At 67.6% G+C, this 16,007-nt stretch carries 17 protein-coding genes; 9 read left to right on the top strand and 8 right to left on the bottom strand.

Going from position 1 to position 16,007, the window contains the following annotated elements:
- Positions 1-57: 57 nt before the first annotated feature.
- Together OPU66_RS06225 and OPU66_RS06220 are read left to right on the top strand one after the other, a co-directional pair.
- Positions 58-1,278, top strand: coding sequence for a polyhydroxyalkanoate depolymerase (locus OPU66_RS06225; protein ID WP_498552750.1), 1,221 nt, complete (start codon positions 58-60; stop codon positions 1,276-1,278).
- Positions 1,279-1,372: 94 nt separating this feature from the next.
- Positions 1,373-1,678 carry a PilZ domain-containing protein gene (locus tag OPU66_RS06220; protein ID WP_498552749.1) on the top strand — a complete coding sequence of 102 codons (306 nt, stop codon included), beginning with the start codon at positions 1,373-1,375 and terminating at the stop codon, positions 1,676-1,678.
- A 78-nt stretch (positions 1,679-1,756) separates the two neighbouring features.
- On the opposite strand, the gene accC is transcribed toward OPU66_RS06220, so the two are convergent.
- Genes accC through aroQ form a run of 3 tightly spaced genes read right to left on the bottom strand, consistent with a single transcriptional unit; the run spans position 1,757 to position 4,063 of the window.
- The gene (accC, locus tag OPU66_RS06215; protein WP_498552748.1) at positions 1,757-3,103 is read right to left on the bottom strand and encodes an acetyl-CoA carboxylase biotin carboxylase subunit; all 1,347 of its coding nucleotides are present in this window, start codon (positions 3,101-3,103) and stop codon (positions 1,757-1,759) included.
- A gap of 4 nt (positions 3,104-3,107) precedes the next feature.
- Positions 3,108-3,584: an acetyl-CoA carboxylase biotin carboxyl carrier protein gene (accB, locus tag OPU66_RS06210; RefSeq protein ID WP_498552747.1), complete on the bottom strand. Its 477-nt coding sequence runs from the start codon at positions 3,582-3,584 to the stop codon at positions 3,108-3,110.
- A 29-nt stretch (positions 3,585-3,613) separates the two neighbouring features.
- Positions 3,614-4,063 carry a type II 3-dehydroquinate dehydratase gene (gene aroQ / locus OPU66_RS06205; protein WP_498552746.1) on the bottom strand — a complete coding sequence of 150 codons (450 nt, stop codon included), beginning with the start codon at positions 4,061-4,063 and terminating at the stop codon, positions 3,614-3,616.
- Between the two features lie 154 nt (positions 4,064-4,217).
- Between aroQ and thiS the strand changes: the two genes are divergently transcribed.
- Positions 4,218-5,219 (top strand): sulfur carrier protein ThiS, encoded by a 1,002-nt coding sequence (thiS, locus tag OPU66_RS06200; RefSeq protein ID WP_498552745.1) that lies wholly within the window; start codon positions 4,218-4,220, stop codon positions 5,217-5,219.
- On the opposite strand, the gene cutA is transcribed toward thiS, so the two are convergent.
- Both cutA and OPU66_RS06190 read right to left on the bottom strand, forming a co-directional pair.
- Positions 5,180-5,542, bottom strand: coding sequence for a divalent-cation tolerance protein CutA (cutA, locus tag OPU66_RS06195; RefSeq protein ID WP_498552744.1), 363 nt, complete (start codon positions 5,540-5,542; stop codon positions 5,180-5,182). The genes thiS and cutA overlap by 40 nt on opposite strands.
- The gene (locus tag OPU66_RS06190; RefSeq protein WP_498552743.1) at positions 5,539-6,600 is read right to left on the bottom strand and encodes a COX15/CtaA family protein; all 1,062 of its coding nucleotides are present in this window, start codon (positions 6,598-6,600) and stop codon (positions 5,539-5,541) included. Before OPU66_RS06190 ends, cutA begins: the two co-directional genes overlap by 4 nt.
- A 103-nt stretch (positions 6,601-6,703) precedes the next feature.
- Between OPU66_RS06190 and OPU66_RS06185 the strand changes: the two genes are divergently transcribed.
- The 5 genes from OPU66_RS06185 to OPU66_RS06165 all read left to right on the top strand — a co-directional run bounded on the left by OPU66_RS06185 (position 6,704) and on the right by OPU66_RS06165 (position 11,415).
- Positions 6,704-7,072 (top strand): MerC domain-containing protein, encoded by a 369-nt coding sequence (locus OPU66_RS06185; protein WP_498552742.1) that lies wholly within the window; start codon positions 6,704-6,706, stop codon positions 7,070-7,072.
- A gap of 114 nt (positions 7,073-7,186) precedes the next feature.
- Positions 7,187-7,681, top strand: coding sequence for a Fur family transcriptional regulator (locus tag OPU66_RS06180; protein ID WP_498552741.1), 495 nt, complete (start codon positions 7,187-7,189; stop codon positions 7,679-7,681).
- A 122-nt stretch (positions 7,682-7,803) separates the two neighbouring features.
- Entirely contained in the window at positions 7,804-9,729 is a 1,926-nt protein-coding gene (gene dxs, locus OPU66_RS06175) for a 1-deoxy-D-xylulose-5-phosphate synthase (protein WP_498552740.1), read from the top strand.
- A gap of 409 nt (positions 9,730-10,138) precedes the next feature.
- Entirely contained in the window at positions 10,139-11,104 is a 966-nt protein-coding gene (locus tag OPU66_RS06170; protein ID WP_498552739.1) for a sodium-dependent bicarbonate transport family permease, read from the top strand.
- Positions 11,101-11,415 carry a P-II family nitrogen regulator gene (locus OPU66_RS06165; RefSeq protein ID WP_498552738.1) on the top strand — a complete coding sequence of 105 codons (315 nt, stop codon included), beginning with the start codon at positions 11,101-11,103 and terminating at the stop codon, positions 11,413-11,415. The genes OPU66_RS06170 and OPU66_RS06165 overlap by 4 nt, the downstream gene beginning before the upstream one ends.
- A 27-nt stretch (positions 11,416-11,442) precedes the next feature.
- Here OPU66_RS06165 and OPU66_RS06160 read toward each other — a convergent pair whose 3' ends face one another.
- Positions 11,443-12,627 carry a vWA domain-containing protein gene (locus OPU66_RS06160; RefSeq protein WP_498552737.1) on the bottom strand — a complete coding sequence of 395 codons (1,185 nt, stop codon included), beginning with the start codon at positions 12,625-12,627 and terminating at the stop codon, positions 11,443-11,445.
- A 216-nt stretch (positions 12,628-12,843) separates the two neighbouring features.
- Here OPU66_RS06160 and OPU66_RS06155 point away from each other — a divergent pair, with 216 nt between their 5' ends.
- The gene (locus OPU66_RS06155; RefSeq protein WP_498552736.1) at positions 12,844-14,244 is read left to right on the top strand and encodes a methyl-accepting chemotaxis protein; all 1,401 of its coding nucleotides are present in this window, start codon (positions 12,844-12,846) and stop codon (positions 14,242-14,244) included.
- Positions 14,245-14,327: 83 nt separating this feature from the next.
- Here OPU66_RS06155 and OPU66_RS06150 read toward each other — a convergent pair whose 3' ends face one another.
- Together OPU66_RS06150 and OPU66_RS06145 are read right to left on the bottom strand one after the other, a co-directional pair.
- On the bottom strand, positions 14,328-15,182 hold the full coding sequence (locus tag OPU66_RS06150) for an AAA family ATPase (protein WP_498552735.1): 855 nt from the start codon (positions 15,180-15,182) through the stop codon (positions 14,328-14,330).
- Positions 15,183-15,516: 334 nt separating this feature from the next.
- A partial coding sequence (locus OPU66_RS06145; RefSeq protein WP_498552734.1) for a DUF6975 family protein occupies positions 15,517-16,007 on the bottom strand: 491 nt, incomplete at its 5' end.

Here is a 16,007-nt window from a genome sequence, read left to right as displayed (position 1 = left end):
TTTTGCGCCTAGACCGTTGACGAAGCGTTCAGGGCTGGGCGCTAGCAAGGAACCGATATGCTCTATCAGGCTTATGAACTTCAGCGCTCCTTCCTCGCGGGTGCGAGCGCGTTCGCCCATGTCGGTGCCGAGCTGTTGCAGAACCCCGCCAATCCGCTCGGCTATTTCGGGATGGGACCGCTCGTCGCCTCGGCGCTCGACGTGTTTGCCCATGCGGCGGCCCCGCGCGGCAAGCCCGATTTCGGCCTGAACGAGACGGTGATCGACGGCCGCACGGTCGCGGTGCGTGAAGAAATCGTGCTGCGCCGCCCCTTTGGCCAGCTCAAGCGCTTCGTGCGCGAGGGGGTGGAGGGATCGCCCCGGCTGCTGATCGTCGCGCCGATGTCTGGCCATTATGCGACGCTGCTGCGCGGCACGGTGGCGCGGATGCTGCCCGGCCATGATGTCTATATCACCGACTGGCGCGACGCGAAGAATGTGCCGCTGAGCGACGGGCGGTTCGATCTCGACGATTATATCGACTATCTGGTCGCCTATCTCGAGGCGATCGGGCCGGGGGCGCACATGCTCGCCGTCTGCCAGCCCTCGGTGCCCTGCTATGCGGCGGCGGCGCTGATGTCGGCCGACAACCATCCCTGCCGCCCGCGCACGCTGACGATGATGGGCGGGCCGATCGACACGCGCGAGGCGCCGACCGCGGTCAACACGCTCGCCACCCAGCGTCCGCATGCGTGGTTCCAGCAGAATGTCATCGCCACCGTGCCGATGGGCTATGCCGGCGCCGGCCGCCGCGTCTATCCGGGGTTCCTCCAGCTCGCCGGCTTCATGTCGATGAACCTTGGCGATCACCTGATGAGCCATTGGGAGATGTTCAAGCATCTGGTCGATGGCGATGGCGAGAGCGCCGACCGGACCAAGGAATTCTACGACGAATATCGCGCGGTGTGCGACATGACGGCGGAGTTTTATCTGCAGACCGTCGATCTGGTGTTCCAGACCCATGCGCTGCCGCGCGGCGAATTCGTCCATCGCGGCCGCCCTGTCGATCCGGGCGCGATCCGCGACATCGCGCTGCTGGCGATCGAGGGCGAGCGCGACGATATTTCCGGGCTGGGCCAGACGCGCGCCGCGCTCGACCTTGCGACCGCCTTGCCCGACAGCCACAAAAATTATCTTATGGCTGAAGGCGTTGGCCATTACGGCATCTTCAACGGCAGCAAGTGGCGCGACCGCATCGCCCCCGTCGTCGAACAGTGGATCGCCGCGCATAACGGCTGAGACGCATAGCGGCTGACATGGGTGCGCCCGGCCCCGTAACTTTTCGGAGCGGCGTTTAACATCCGGGTAAGCATCGCCCGCCTAGGCTTGCGCCATGGCCCGCAAGGAAGATTATTCGAGCATCGGCACCGTGCGGATCGCGCGGTCGCCGCGTCAGTCCGACCATCGCGGCAATGTCCGGGTCGAATGCGGGATCAACCAGATGGTCGGCCTGCGCTGCGACGACGGGCATTTTCTGGTCCCGGTCGGCAATGTCTCGCCCGGCGGCCTGATGCTGCGCATGCCGCGCCAGATGCGGATCGGCGAGGAAGTCCAGGTCGGCCTTGGCGGCGGATCGGTGGTTTCGGCGCGCATCTGCTGGGTCAAGGGGCAGCGCGCCGGGCTGGCGTTCAAATCCTGAGCGCGGGTTTGCAAGCGACATAGTTGCCAAAAAAAGGGGCCGGATGACCGGCCCCTTTTTTTTGGTGACGATTGCCGGTCAGGCGCTGCGCGCCAGCCATTCCTCCAGCCATTTGATGCTGTAGTCGCCGGCCTGGAATTCCGGGTCGTCGAGCAGCGCCTGATGCAGCGGGATCGTCGTCTTGACGCCGCCGATCACGGTTTCCTCGAGCGCCCGGCGCAGCCGGCGCAGCGCGCCTTCGCGGCTGTGGCCCCAGACGATCAGCTTGGCGACCATCGAGTCATAATAAGGCGGGATCCGGTAGCCCGAATAAAGCCCGCTGTCGAAACGCACATGCATGCCGCCGGGGGCGTGGAAATCGGTCACCGTGCCGGGCGAGGGGGCGAAGGTCCGCGCGTCCTCGGCATTGATCCGGCATTCGATGGCATGGCCGCGAAACTCGACATCTTCCTGACGCAGCGTAAGGTCATGGCCCTCGGCGATGCGGATCTGCTCGCGCACCAGATCAAGGCCGGTGATCGCCTCGGTCACCGGATGTTCGACCTGCAGGCGGGTGTTCATTTCGATGAAATAGAACTGCCCGTCTTCCCACAGAAACTCGATGGTGCCGGCGCCGCGATAGCCCATATCGGCCATCGCCTTGGCGACGATGCCGCCCATGCGCGCCCGCTCATCGGCCGAAATGACCGGCGAGGGCGCTTCTTCCAGCACCTTCTGGTGGCGGCGCTGAAGCGAGCAGTCGCGTTCGCCCAGATGGATGGCGTTGCCGCGCCCGTCGCCGAACACCTGAAACTCGATATGGCGCGGGCGGCCGAGATATTTCTCGATATAGACGGTGTCGTCGCCAAACGCCGCCTTGGCCTCGGTGCGCGCCTGACCCATCAGGCTTTCAAGGCTGTCGGCATCGGGCACGACCTTCATGCCGCGCCCGCCGCCGCCGGCCGCCGCCTTGACGATCACCGGATAGCCGATTTCGGCCGCGATCCGCCGTGCCTCGTCGAAATCGGTGACGCCGCCGTCCGACCCCGGCACCAGCGGCAGGCCGAGCGCACCGGCGGTGCGCTTGGCCTCCACCTTGTCACCCATCGTGCGGATATGTTCGGGCTTGGGGCCGATCCAGATCAGCTTGTGCAGCTCGACAATCTCGGCAAAGCGCGCATTTTCCGACAGAAAGCCATAGCCGGGATGGATCGCGTCCGCCCCGCTGATCTCGGCCGCCGAAATGATCGCCGGGATGTTCAGATAGCTGTCGGTCGCCGCCGGCGGGCCGATGCAGATCGCCTCGTCCGCCAGCCGCACATGCATCGCATCGGCATCGGCGGTCGAATGGACCGCGACCGTGCGGATCCCCATTTCATGCGCGGCCCGGTGGATGCGCAGCGCGATTTCGCCGCGATTGGCGATGAGGATTTTGCTGATCGCCATCGCCTTACTCGACAATGACGAGCGGCTGGTCGAACTCGACAGGCGCGCCATTGTCGATCAGCACGGCCTTGACCGTGCCGGCGCGCGGGGCGGTGATCGGGTTCATCACCTTCATCGCCTCGATGATCAGCAGCGTGTCGCCCGCGCCGACCTGCTGGCCGACCGCCGCAAACGGCTTGGCCCCCGGCTCGGGCGCCAGATAGGCGGTGCCGACCATCGGCGACCGCACGGCATTGGCGCTGGCGGCGGCGGGAGCCTCGGCCACGGGCGCGGGCGGGGCCGGCGCGGCGACCGGCGCAGCGGGCGCTGCCGCATGGGTCATCGGCGCGAATTGCGCCACCGTCGTCTGGCGGGCGACGCGGATGCGGCGTTCCCCGTCCTGAACTTCGATTTCAGTGAGCTGCGTCTGGTCGAGCAGTTCGGCGAGCTGGCGGACCAGATCAGCATCGACCTGCATCGCCCCCGGTTTCATGTCAGTCATGCCGGGGCTTTAGCGGCGGACGGCGCGGCTCACAAGCGAGCCGCGGCATCAAGCGCCATCAGATAGGAAAATGCCCCGAAGCCGGAAACGGTTCCGCGCGCGGCGGCGGCGATGAAACTGTGGTGGCGAAACGCCTCGCGCGCATGGGGATTGGACAGATGCACCTCGATCACCGGCACCCGGATCGCGCGGATCGCATCATGCAGCGCAATCGAACTGTGGGTGAAGCCGCCGGCATTGAGCAGCACGGCGCGCGCGCCCTCCGCGCTCGCCTCGTGCAGCCAGTCGATCAGATGGCCTTCGTGATTCGACTGGCGCATCTCGATCTCGACGCCCAGATCCCGCGCCCGGTCCTCCAGCATCCCGGCAATGTCGTCGAGCGTGTCGGCGCCGTAAATCTCCGGCTCGCGCAGGCCGAGCAGGTTGAGATTGGGGCCGTTGAGCACGAAGATGCGGGGCAGGGCGGGGGTGCTGGTCATCGGGGCGCGCGGTCCTCAAGGCTGGCCGCATCGCGATGCGGCGGGGGTTGATCAAGCCGCGTCAGGACGCGGCGGTGGTTGCGGGCGGGCCGCTTGGCCCATATCTGCGCCCCTGACTATCCGAACACGATCTTGCCCCCAAGGACCTTTGATCATGCACAGCGACGGCACCATCACCATCCGCGTCAATGGCGAGCATCGGCGTGTCGCCGCCGGGCTGACGCTGGCGGCGCTGGCCGGCGAACTGGGCCTGTCGCCGCAGAAGATCGCCGTCGAACGCAATCTCGAGGTGGTCCCGCGCTCGACGCTGGGCGAGGTGATGGTCGCAGACGGCGACGAGATCGAGATCGTCCATTTCGTCGGCGGCGGCGATCATGACGGCACGGGCGATGATGGCTGGAGCGTCGCCGGGCGGCGGTTCACGTCGCGGCTGATCATCGGCACCGGCAAATATAAGAGCTTCGAGGAAAATGCCGCCGCCGCCGAAGCTTCGGGCGCGGAAATCGTGACCGTCGCGGTGCGGCGGGTGAACGTGTCCGACCCCGGCCAGCCGATGCTCACCGATTTCATCGATCCCAGGCGTTACACCTATCTGCCCAACACCGCCGGCTGTTTCACCGCCGAGGATGCGATCCGCACGCTGCGGCTGGCGCGCGAGGCGGGGGGCTGGGATCTGGTCAAGCTGGAGGTGCTGGGCGAGGCCAAGACCCTTTACCCCGACATGGTCGAAACGCTGCGCGCGACCGAGATCCTGGCCAAGGAAGGCTTTCTGCCGATGGTCTATTGCACCGACGATCCGATCGCGGCGAAGCGGCTGGAGGATGCCGGGGCGGTGGCGATCATGCCCCTGGGCGCGCCGATCGGCTCTGGCCTTGGCATTCAGAACGAGGTGACGATCCGCCTGATCGTCGAGGGCGCGAAGGTGCCGGTGCTGGTCGATGCCGGGGTCGGCACCGCATCCGATGCCGCGCGCGCGATGGAGCTGGGCTGTGACGGGGTGCTGATGAACACCGCAATCGCCGAGGCGAAGAACCCGGTGCTGATGGCGCAGGCGATGCGCCATGCGGTCGCGGCGGGGCGGCTGGCCTATCGCGCCGGGCGCATGGGCAAGCGCCGCTATGCCGATCCGTCCAGCCCGCTTGCCGGGCTGATCTGAGCGGCGGTCGCCGCCGCCACCCAGTCGAGATAGGGCGGATGGACCGGCGCGGCGGCGAACGCCATCACCGCCGGCACGTCATAGCTGTGCAGTGCGGCGATGCGCGCGATCAGCGCCTCGGCCCGGACGGTCTTGAACAGGGCCGGCACCTCTTCCGCCCGTTCGGTCCGGCCTTGCCAGCGATAGATTGACCGGCATGGGCCAAGGATGTTGGCGCAGGCCGCCAGTCCTTCGTCGACCACCGCCTCGGCGATGCGTTCGGCCTCGGCCATGTCGGCAAAGACCGCATAGACGCTGGTGATCCCGGCGATGATCCCGGTCACGCGCGGCGGCCGGCTGACCCGGCTGAATGCGCGCCCCAGGCGGCGCTGGCGACCACCAGCGCGCCGACCGCCTGATGCAGCACCGCAAGCACGATGTTCACCCCCGTCATCACCGTGGCGATGCCGAGCAGGATCTGCAGGCCGAAGGCGCTGTGGATGGCGATGCTCGCCCGCCGGTCGCCGGCGCGGCGCGCCCGGCGCGACAGGATGACGAGCGCGACGACCGCCACCCAGGCCCACCAGCGATGGATCCAGTGGATGACGAACGGATCATTGGCGATTGCGGTCAACAGGCTGCCCTGCGCCTCGGGCAGCAGCCGGCCGTTCATCAGCGGCCAGTCGGTTGCCGCCAGCCCGGCATTGAGGCCGGCGGTCCACGCGCCGAACATGATCTGCACGGCCAGCACCAGCAGCAGCAGCGCATCGACCGCGGCGAGCCGCGCCGGGCGCGCCGCCGGATCGCGGGCGAGCGCCCCCAGATCGCGCGCCGTCCACACCAGCCCGCCCAGAATGAACAGCGCATTCATCAGGTGCACGGCCAGCCGGAAATGGCTGACATCGGTGCGTTCGGTAAGGCCCGAGACCACCATCCACCAGCCGATGGCACCCTGCAGCCCGCCGAGCAGCAGCAGCGCGGTCAGCCGCCAGCCATAGCCGGCCGGGATCGCCCGCCGCCATGCGAACCAGGCGAGCGGCAGCGCAAAGGCGAGGCCGATCAGCCGCCCGAGCAGCCGGTGCACCCATTCCCAGAAAAAGATGAACTTGAACGCCGCCAGGCTCATCCCCTGATTGATCTGCTGATATTCGGGCGTCGCTTTGTAGAGCGCAAAGGCCTGTTCCCAGTCCGCCTGGCTGAGCGGGGGCAGCGTGCCGGACACGGGTTTCCACTCGGTGATCGACAGGCCCGATTCGGTCAGCCGGGTGATCCCGCCGACCACGACCATCAGGAACACCAGTGCGGCGACCGACAGCAGCCACAGGCGCAGCGCCGCCGGGCGCGGCTGGCGGGCGGGCCGTCCGGCCGGGGAAAGCGAGGGATCAAGCGACGCGGCAACCATCTTTCATCACCGATGTTATAATGTGACGTGTGTAATAATATGACGTGTGTGATATTGTGACACGGGGCGGCAAGTGCCATATGCGCGCCCGAGGAGTCGTTAGTTGATCGTCAGGCTGCCAGCAACCGCAACGCTCGACCGGTGGGCCATCGGCCTGTCGGGCCTGTGCGTCGTGCACTGTGTGACCAGCGTGCTGTTCGTCACCTTTCTCGCCACGACCGGCGGGGCGCTGCTCAGCCACCATTTTCACGAAATCGGGCTGGGCGTGGCGATCCTGATCGGCGTCGTCGCGCTGGTGCGCGGGGCGGTCGATCATGGCTATACGCTGCCGTCGGCGATTGGCGGGCTGGGGCTGGGCGCGATGGCCGGGGCGCTGACGCTCGGGCATCAGGGCGATGAAGTGCTGGTGACGCTGTTCGGCGTCGCGCTGCTCGCCCTTGGCCACGATCTCAACCGCCGCGCCGCGCGCTGAAGGGTTCGCGGCACGCCGGTGCCGCGCTTGCCGTTTCCGGGGCTTGTCCCTAAATCCCTTGGGGTGCGGCCACCGGCCGCCCCGAACGCGGATGCCAGCACGGTTGCCAATGCGATGAACGCCGATACGCCCAAGCCCTCCGGCCATCCGGCCCATGACCATGCCCAGCATCAGGGCGCGGATCTGGTGCAGGCCGCGCGCCGGACGCTGGAAGCGGCGGGTGAGCAGTGGACGGCGATGCGCGAAAGCGTGTTCGCGACGCTGACCGGGTTCGATCGTCCGGCCTCTGCCTATGACATTGCCGATGCGGTGTCCCGCGCCGAGGGGCGGCGGGTGGCGGCCAACAGCGTCTACCGGATTCTCGATCTGTTCGTCGGGGCCAATCTGGTCCGCCGCGTTGAAAGCGCCAACGCCTATGTTGCCAATGCGCATCCGGGCTGCCTGCACGACTGTATCTTCCTGGTATGCGACCAGTGCGGCCAGACGACTCACATCGACGACGATCCCGTCGCCTCCAGCGTGCGGGCGGCCGCCGCGCGCACCGGATTTTCGCCCGAACGGCCGGTGATCGAGGTGCATGGCCGCTGCGCCGATTGCAGCGACGCCTGATCCCGACCTGCTGCCGCCACACCGCCGCCGGTTACTGTCTCCGCCCCGCGCCTGCGCGCCGGCCGGGCGAGGGCGGCGCGCAATCACCTTGCCTCATTCGTAACCAAGCGTAAAAAGAGCCTATGTCCAACCTGCCTGACACGCCCCTGCTCGACACGGTCCCGACACCGGTCGAGCTTCGCAAACTTGCGCCCGCCCAGCTGCGCCAGCTGGCCGATGAGCTGCGCGCCGAAATGATTTCGGCGGTGTCGGTCACCGGCGGCCATCTGGGTGCCGGGCTGGGCGTCGTCGAACTGACGGTCGCCCTGCATTATGTGTTCGACACGCCGCGCGACCGGCTGATCTGGGACGTCGGCCATCAGGCCTATCCGCACAAGATCCTGACCGGGCGGCGCGACCGCATCCGCACGCTCCGCCAGGGCGGCGGCCTGTCCGGTTTCACCAAACGCTCTGAAAGCGAATATGATCCGTTCGGCGCGGCGCACAGCTCGACCTCGATCTCGGCCGCGCTCGGCTTTGCCATCGCAAACAAGCTGGCCGGCCAGCCGGGCAAGGCGATTGCGGTGATCGGCGACGGCGCGATGTCGGCCGGCATGGCCTATGAGGCGATGAACAATGCCAAGCCCGCCGGCAACCGGCTGGTCGTCATCCTCAACGACAATGACATGTCGATCGCCCCGCCGGTCGGCGGCCTGTCCGCCTATCTGGCGCGGCTGATCTCGTCGCAGGAATATATCGGGCTGCGCAACCTCGCCAAGCGCGTGACCCGGCGGCTGCCGCGGCCGTTCCAGCATGCCGCCGCCCGGGCGGAGGAATATGCGCGCGGCATGGCGACCGGCGGCACGCTGTTCGAAGAGCTGGGCTTTTACTATGTCGGCCCGATCGACGGGCATAACCTCGAGCATCTGATCCCGGTGCTCGAAAATGTCCGCGATTCCGACGAGGGACCGGTGCTCGTCCATGTCGTCACGCAAAAGGGCAAGGGCTATGGCCCGGCCGAGGCGTCGGCAGACAAATATCACGGCGTGCAGAAGTTCGACGTGGTGTCCGGCAAGCAGGCGACCGCGCCCGCCGGCCCGCCCAGCTATACCGGCGTGTTCGCCAAGGCGCTGACCGCCGAGGCGGAACGCGACCCGACGATCTGCGCGATCACCGCCGCCATGCCCTCGGGCACCGGGCTGGACAAATTCGAGGCGCGCTTCCCCGACCGCACCTTCGATGTCGGCATCGCCGAACAGCATGCGGTGACCTTTGCCGCCGGGCTGGCGGCGCAGGGGATGCGGCCGTTCTGCGCGATCTATTCGACCTTCCTGCAGCGCGCCTATGACCAGGTGGTCCATGACGTGGCGATCCAGAATCTGCCGGTGCGCTTCGCCATCGACCGTGCCGGGCTGGTCGGCGCCGACGGCGCGACCCATGCCGGCAGCTTCGACATCGCCTATCTGGCGACGCTGCCCAACATGGTCGTGATGGCGGCGGCCGACGAGGTCGAGTTGGTCCACATGGTCCATACCTGCGCCATGTATGACGATGGCCCGATTGCGCTGCGCTATCCGCGCGGCAACGGCGTCGGCCTCGACCTGCCGGCGGTGCCGGAACGGCTGGAGATCGGCCGCGGCCGCGTCGTGCGTCAGGGCAAGACGGTGGCGATCATGTCGCTCGGCACCCGGCTGCACGAGGCGCTGATCGCCGCCGACCGGCTGGAGGCGCAGGGCCTGTCGACCAGCGTCATCGATCTGCGCTTTGCCAAGCCGCTGGACGAGGAGCTGATCCGCAAGACGCTGGCCGCGCACGAAGTGGCGGTGACGATCGAGGAAGGCGCGGTCGGCGGGCTGGGCGCGCATGTGCTGACGCTGGCGAGCGATCTTGGCCTGATCGATGCCGGGCTGAAGCTGCGCACGCTGCGCCTGCCCGACACCTTCCAGGATCATGACAAGCCCGAGCTGCAATATGCCGAAGCCGGGCTGGATGCCGATGCGCTGGTCGACACGGTGCTGAAGGCGCTGCGCAAGAACAGCGTCGGTATGGTCGAGGGCGCGCGCGCCTGAAACGGGGGCGGGGGAGCGAAGGCAGGGCCGCCCGGCGCGGCCCGGCTTGCTCCCCCTGCGCCTTGGCATGCAGCCATTCGCCCTGCGGCGGGGCGAGGAAGCTGACCGTTTAGCTGCCGGTCACGACATCGCCCGCGCCCGCGACCCCGCCAACGCGGGCGCGCAGCTTTTGGGGCGTGTCGACCTCACTTCCCGGCCATAGCCGAACCGCCGGACGCGTCTGTCGTCCGATCGGCGAATATCCCTGCGGCATGCGAAGGGGATCGGCGGGATGGGCGCCACAGCCCGGCCCGGTTTCCGGGTTTCCCTTCGTTCGCGTAACGTCCCGGTCTTGCCGGGCTGCGGTCATGCCATTATCGGCCGGGCGCGCCGTCCGGGGCAGGGCACGGACTGGATAAGGGGAGCATCTATGACCGCGCTTGATGCGCTGACCCAGCCGGTGGTGCTGTTCTTCCTGCTGGGCGCACTGGCCGCGTTCGCGCGCTCCGATCTGGCGGTGCCCGAAGCAGTCGCCAAGGGGCTGTCGCTTTATCTGATGATGGCGATCGGCCTGCGCGGCGGGGCGGAGGTCGCGCATATCGGGGCCAGCCCGCAAATGGGCCTCGCCATGGCCGCGGGCGTAGGCATGAGTTTCCTGCTGCCGCTGCCGGTGTTTTTCCTGCTCCGCGCCGCGGCCCGGCTCGACCGCACCAATGCCGCTGCGGTGGCCGCCCATTATGGCTCGGTCAGCGTCGTGACCTTTGCGACCGGCAGCGAGATCCTGCGCCAGCATGGCCTGCCGGCGGCGGGCTATATGGTCGCGGTGCTGGCGGTGATGGAAACGCCGGCGATCATCACCGGCCTGGCGCTGGCGCGCACCGGGCGCGGCGGGCGCGACGAACTCGCTCCGCGCGGCGGGCTGCTGCACGAAACCTTCCTCAACGGCTCGGTGGTGCTGCTGCTCGGCAGTTTCCTGATCGGGATGCTGGCCGGCGAACATGGGCTGGCGCCGATCCGCCCGGTCTATGACGGGCTGTTCCGCGGGCTGCTGTGCCTGTTCCTACTCGACATGGGGCTGATCGCGGCGCGGCGGCTGATGGACGGGCGGGCGCTGACCGCGCGCACGGTGGCGTTCGCGATCCTGATCCCGATCGTGCAGGGCGCGCTGGGCGTCGCGCTGGGCACGGCGCTCGGCCTTGGGCCGGGGACGAGTGCGCTGCTCGGCATTCTCGCGGGCAGTGCATCCTATATCGCGGTGCCGGCGGTGATGCGCCTGGCGCTCCCGGTCGCCGATCCGGGGCTTTATCTGGGCATGAGCCTGGCCGTGACCTTTCCCTTCAACCTGACTTTGGGCATCCCCTTCTATATCTGGATCGCGGAAAGGCTGGGCGCATGACGGGGATGGTGCGGCGCAGGCGGGTGGAAGTGCTGATCGACGAGCCGTTGCTGCCGGCGCTGGTCGAACTGGCGCAGGCGGCGGGGATCAGCCGTTACACGCTGCTGCCGGCGCTGGGCGGGGCGGGGGCGTTTGGCCGCTGGCGCGACGACCAGCTGTCGGGCGCGACCGGCAAGGTGATGTTCCTCGCCATCACCACGCGCGCGGCGGCGGATGCGTTCGCCGAACGCCTCGAGCCGCTGCTCGACAGCCATAATCTGATGCTGCTGAGCAGCGACGTCGACGTGGTGCGCGGCCCCCGCTTCGGCTGACGGGGCAGGCCGGCGCCGCCCCGATGCTCAGCCCTGTTTGCGGCTGAGCGAGCGCATCGCGTCGTCCAGCCCGGCGAGGGTCAGCGGGAACATCCGCCCGCCGATCAGTTCGCGCATCATCGCGATCGACTGGGAATAGCCCCAATGTTTCTCGGGCACCGGATTGAGCCATGCGGCCGCCGGATAGGTGTTGACCAGCCGCTGCATCCACACCGTGCCCGGTTCCTCGTTGAAATGTTCGACCGAGCCGCCGGGATGGCTGATTTCATACGGGCTCATCGACGCATCGCCGACAAAGATCAGCTTATAGTCATGGCCATATTTGTGCAGCACGTCCCAGGTCGGCGTGCGTTCGGTAAAGCGGCGACGATTGTCTTTCCACACGCCTTCATAGGGGCAGTTGTGGAAATAGAAGAATTCGAGATTCTTGAACTCCGACGTCGCGGCCGAGAACAGTTCCTCGCACAGCTTGATATGCGGGTCCATCGATCCGCCGACATCGAGGAACAGCAGCAGCTTGACGGCATTGTGGCGTTCCGGCCGCATGCGGATGTCGAGCCAGCCCTGACGCGCGGTGCCGTCGATGGTCGCATCGACGTCCAACTCGTCCGCCGCGCCTTCGCGCGCGAACCGGCGCAGGCGGCGCAGCGCGACCTTGATGTTGCGCGTGCCCAGTTCGCGGGTGGAATCGAGATTCTTGAACTCGCGCTTGTCCCAGACCTTGATCGCCTTGCCGTGCCGGCCTTCTTCCTGGCCGATCCGCACGCCTTCGGGGTTATAGCCGTGCGCGCCAAAGGGCGAGGTGCCGCCGGTGCCGATCCATTTGTTGCCGCCCTGATGGCGTTCCTTCTGCTCTTCCAGCCGCGCCTTGAGCGCCGCCATGATCTCGTCCCACGAGCCGAGCTTCTGGATCTCGGCCATCTGCTCGTCGGTCAGATACAGCTCGGCCACCTTGCGCAGCCATTCCTCGGGGATGGCGACGGTCTCGGTGCCATAGCTGGTCTCGATGCCGCGAAACACCTTGCCGAACACCTGATCGAACCGGTCGAGCAGCCCCTCGTCCTTCACATAGGTGGCGCGGGCCAGATAATAGAAATCCTCGGGCCGCTGGCCGATCACGTCGCGGTCGAGCGCCTCGAGCAGCAGCAGATGCTCCTTGAGCGAGGCCGGGATGCCGGCGAGGCGCAGCTCGTCGAGAAAGTTCAGAAACATGGGCAAAGGCTGGCATGGCCAGGCCGCCGGGGCAAGGGGGCGCTCCGCCTGGGCAGGGAGGGCGCCGCCGGGGCAAGGGGGGCGGCGCCGCCGGGGCGGGGGCGCCGGTATCCGGCCCGGTCACAGGGTTAACCGGCGATCAACCCTTGTCGGCTAACGCCCTGAAGATTGGGGTGACACGCCCGGCAACCGGCCGGGAAACGGGGCGAGAACGGGATGATCCAGGGCGCGGTGACGGCGGCTGATCCGGGGGCGATCGACATGGTCGCAAAGTCGTGTGGCGACCTGGCGGTCGGCTGCACGGCGGCGGCGATGCATGTGACGCGGGTGGCCGACAGTCTCAGCCGCCAGATGGCGGTGCTCGACGATCTGGAAAAGGTCACCGCCTCGCTCGAGGCCGATCAGCGCCGCGCCGCCGATTCGACCGACGAGGCGCGGCTGCTGGCCGAAAAGGCGCGCGCGCGGCTGAGCGAGGGGGCGAAGATCATCCGTGGCTCGATGGCCGAGTTCACCGCGCTCACCGAAATGGTCGTGCAGCTGGGCCAGCAGGTGACGAGCTTTGCCGCCGCGATGGCGCAGGTGCAGCGCGTGACCCATGGCATCGATTCGATCGCGCGGACGACCAACATGCTCGCGCTCAACGCCGCCATCGAGGCGGAGCGGGCCGGGGCCGCCGGGCGCACCTTCGCGGTCGTCGCCGCCGAGGTGAAGAAGCTGGCGCAGGACACGCGCGGCGCGACCGAGGAAATCAGCGCCACTATGGGATCGCTCGGCCATGAGGCGGAGCGGTTCATCGCCGAAATCAGCGACGGCGTCGCCAAGAGCCGCGCCGCCCAGTCGAGCTTTGCCGCCGTCAACGACACGCTGGCCGATGTCGCGCGCATCGTCGAGCTGGTCGAGCAGCAGTCGGACGGCATCGCGCGGTCGACCAGCCATATCCATGACAGCGCCATCCGCGTGCGCGACGAGCTGGCCGGCTTTGTCGGCGATGCGCGCACCAACATGGCGCAGCTGCGCGATGCGCAGGCCAAGATGGTCGAGATGGAGCTGAAGTCGAACGACATGTTCAACCAGCTCGTCCATAGCGGCTTTGCGCATGAGGATCAGGCGTTTGTCGAAGTGGCGCTGGCGGCGCGCGACGAGGTGGCGACGCTGATCGAGGCCGCGGTGGCGCGCGGCGAAATCGCCATGGCCGATGTGTTCGATACCGATTACCGGCTGATCCCGGGCTCGGAGCCGGCGCGGTATGACAACCGCTTCGCCGATTTTGCCGATCGCCATATCCAGCCGATCATCGACCGGCTGATCCGTTCGGACCCGCGCATCGAAGGCGTGGTGTGTTCGGACGTCAACGGCTATCTGCCAACGCACGAAAGCCGCCGGTCGCAGCCGCCGCGCCCCGATGATCCGACCTGGAACGAGATCAACTGCCGCAACCGCCGCATCTTCGCCGATTCAGCGACGATGCGCGCGGTGAAGAGCGATGCGCCCTTCCTGATGGCCGTCTATCAGCTCGACCGCGCGCATGATTCGGTGATGGTCAAGGACGTGTTCGTGCCGCTGTGGATCGGCGGCCGCCGCTGGGGCAATTTCGAAATCGCCTATGTGAACGCCTGATATAGAGCGGTGCGGGCCGGGCCGGGCCTGAGCCCGGCCGGCCCTGCCGCCGGCGCGTATTCAGCCTTGCGGGCGGGGCACCTTCAGCCCTGCGGGCGGCCTTGGCGCTTGGCCATGAACGCCAGCCGTTCGAACAGCATCACATCCTGCTCGTTCTTGAGCAGCGCGCCGTGCAGCGGCGGGATCGCCTTGGTCGGGTCGCGGTTCTGCAGCACGTCGAGCGGCATGTCCTCGTTGAGCAGCAGCTTCAGCCAGTCGAGCAGTTCGCTGGTCGACGGCTTTTTCTTCAGGCCCGGCACCTCGCGGATGTCGTAGAAGATGTCCATCGCGCGCTGGACGAGCAGCTTCTGGATGCCGGGGAAATGCACGTCGATGATCGCCTGCATCGTGTCCCGGTCGGGGAATTTGATGTAGTGGAAGAAACAGCGGCGCAGAAATGCGTCCGGCAGTTCTTTTTCATTGTTCGAGGTGATGACGACGATCGGCCGTTCGCGCGCAACGATCGTCTCGCGCGTTTCATAGACATGGAACTGCATCCGGTCGAGTTCGTGCAGCAGATCGTTGGGAAACTCGATATCGGCCTTGTCGATCTCGTCGATCAGCAGCACCGGCAGCTCGGGCGAGTCGAACGCCTCCCACAGCTTGCCCTTGCGGATATAGTTGGAAATGTCGTGCACGCGCGGATCGCCGAGCTGGCCGTCGCGCAGCCGCGCCACCGCGTCATATTCATACAGGCCCTGATGCGCCTTGGTCGTCGACTTGACGTTCCATTCGATCAGCGGCGCGCCCACCGCCTTGGCGATTTCCTGCGCAAGCACGGTCTTGCCGGTGCCCGGCTCACCCTTGACGAGCAGCGGCCGGCGCAGCGTGACCGCCGCATTGACCGCGACCTTCAGATCGTCGGTGGCGACATAATCGCTGGTGCCTTCAAACCGCATTCCCCGCCTCCTGCTGACCGCTTCTGTGTGGCGGCAACAGGGGATAGGTTCCGTTTACGCGAAGGGCAAGCGCGCGATGGTGTCGCGGTGTGACGAGCGTAGTTGATTGGGAAGAACGGCACCGGATGTTTTTGTTTGGGAAGAACGGCACCGGCCCGCACCCCCACCCGGCCTCCCAACGGCAGTATACTATGGGAGGCCGGGTGGGGGTGCGGGCCGGTGCCGCCCGTGCGGCGTAAGCCGCACAGCAAACAACCCGGTGCCGCCCCCGCGCCGAAAGGCGCGCAACGGACAAACCCGGCGCGAGCCCCACCACAAACAACCCCAAAAAACCTCAGGCCGCGAGCCGCGCCCGCGCTGCGCGGCGCGCTTCGAGCAGGTCCCACAGGCCGCGATGCTGGGCGAGGATCTGCTGCGCGCCAAAGCCCATGGCGCGTTCAAGCGCCGGGGTTTCGGCAAAGGCCATGGCAACGGTGCGCGTCTCCGCCTCCAGCGGCAGCCGGGCCGGCGCGATGTCGAGCATCGCACGCTGGGCTGCCGCATCGAGCACGCGGCGCACCGCACGCCAGTCGAGCGCCAGCGCGAACGCCGCCCCCAGCGCACAGCCCTGCCGGTCGGACATGGACAGCATTTCAAGCGCATGGCGCTGTTGCAGCACCGCGGCCTCGCTTTCGGCCTGGCCGGGCGTGCTCGGCAGCGGGCCGACCGCGACCGCGATGCGGGTGAGCAGCGCGCGTTCGGCGGCAAAGGCATCGCGCGCATCGGCCAGCCAGCCAAGGGCGGCGGGATGGGTGGTCCGGGTCGCGGGGGGGGGGGGGGGGGGGG

It is taken from the genome of Sphingomonas sp. URJC2, from assembly GCF_059803575.1.
Note: the sequence above shows the minus strand (reverse complement) of the source record. Positions and strands in the feature narration are given on the sequence as shown.

What these genes read in the sequence shown, in the direction of transcription:
- OPU66_RS06225 (WP_498552750.1), top strand. Translation starts at nt 58, where the DNA reads ATGCTCTATCAGGCTTATGAACTTCAGCGCTCCTTCCTCGCGGGTGCG.
- OPU66_RS06220 (WP_498552749.1), top strand. Translation starts at nt 1,373, where the DNA reads ATGGCCCGCAAGGAAGATTATTCGAGCATCGGCACCGTGCGGATCGCG.
- accC (WP_498552748.1), bottom strand. Translation starts at nt 3,103, where the DNA reads ATGGCGATCAGCAAAATCCTCATCGCCAATCGCGGCGAAATCGCGCTG.
- accB (WP_498552747.1), bottom strand. Translation starts at nt 3,584, where the DNA reads ATGACTGACATGAAACCGGGGGCGATGCAGGTCGATGCTGATCTGGTC.
- aroQ (WP_498552746.1), bottom strand. Translation starts at nt 4,063, where the DNA reads ATGACCAGCACCCCCGCCCTGCCCCGCATCTTCGTGCTCAACGGCCCC.
- thiS (WP_498552745.1), top strand. Translation starts at nt 4,218, where the DNA reads ATGCACAGCGACGGCACCATCACCATCCGCGTCAATGGCGAGCATCGG.
- OPU66_RS06190 (WP_498552743.1), bottom strand. Translation starts at nt 6,600, where the DNA reads ATGGTTGCCGCGTCGCTTGATCCCTCGCTTTCCCCGGCCGGACGGCCC.
- OPU66_RS06180 (WP_498552741.1), top strand. Translation starts at nt 7,187, where the DNA reads ATGAACGCCGATACGCCCAAGCCCTCCGGCCATCCGGCCCATGACCAT.
- dxs (WP_498552740.1), top strand. Translation starts at nt 7,804, where the DNA reads ATGTCCAACCTGCCTGACACGCCCCTGCTCGACACGGTCCCGACACCG.
- OPU66_RS06170 (WP_498552739.1), top strand. Translation starts at nt 10,139, where the DNA reads ATGACCGCGCTTGATGCGCTGACCCAGCCGGTGGTGCTGTTCTTCCTG.
- OPU66_RS06165 (WP_498552738.1), top strand. Translation starts at nt 11,101, where the DNA reads ATGACGGGGATGGTGCGGCGCAGGCGGGTGGAAGTGCTGATCGACGAG.
- OPU66_RS06160 (WP_498552737.1), bottom strand. Translation starts at nt 12,627, where the DNA reads ATGTTTCTGAACTTTCTCGACGAGCTGCGCCTCGCCGGCATCCCGGCC.
- OPU66_RS06155 (WP_498552736.1), top strand. Translation starts at nt 12,844, where the DNA reads ATGATCCAGGGCGCGGTGACGGCGGCTGATCCGGGGGCGATCGACATG.
- OPU66_RS06150 (WP_498552735.1), bottom strand. Translation starts at nt 15,182, where the DNA reads ATGCGGTTTGAAGGCACCAGCGATTATGTCGCCACCGACGATCTGAAG.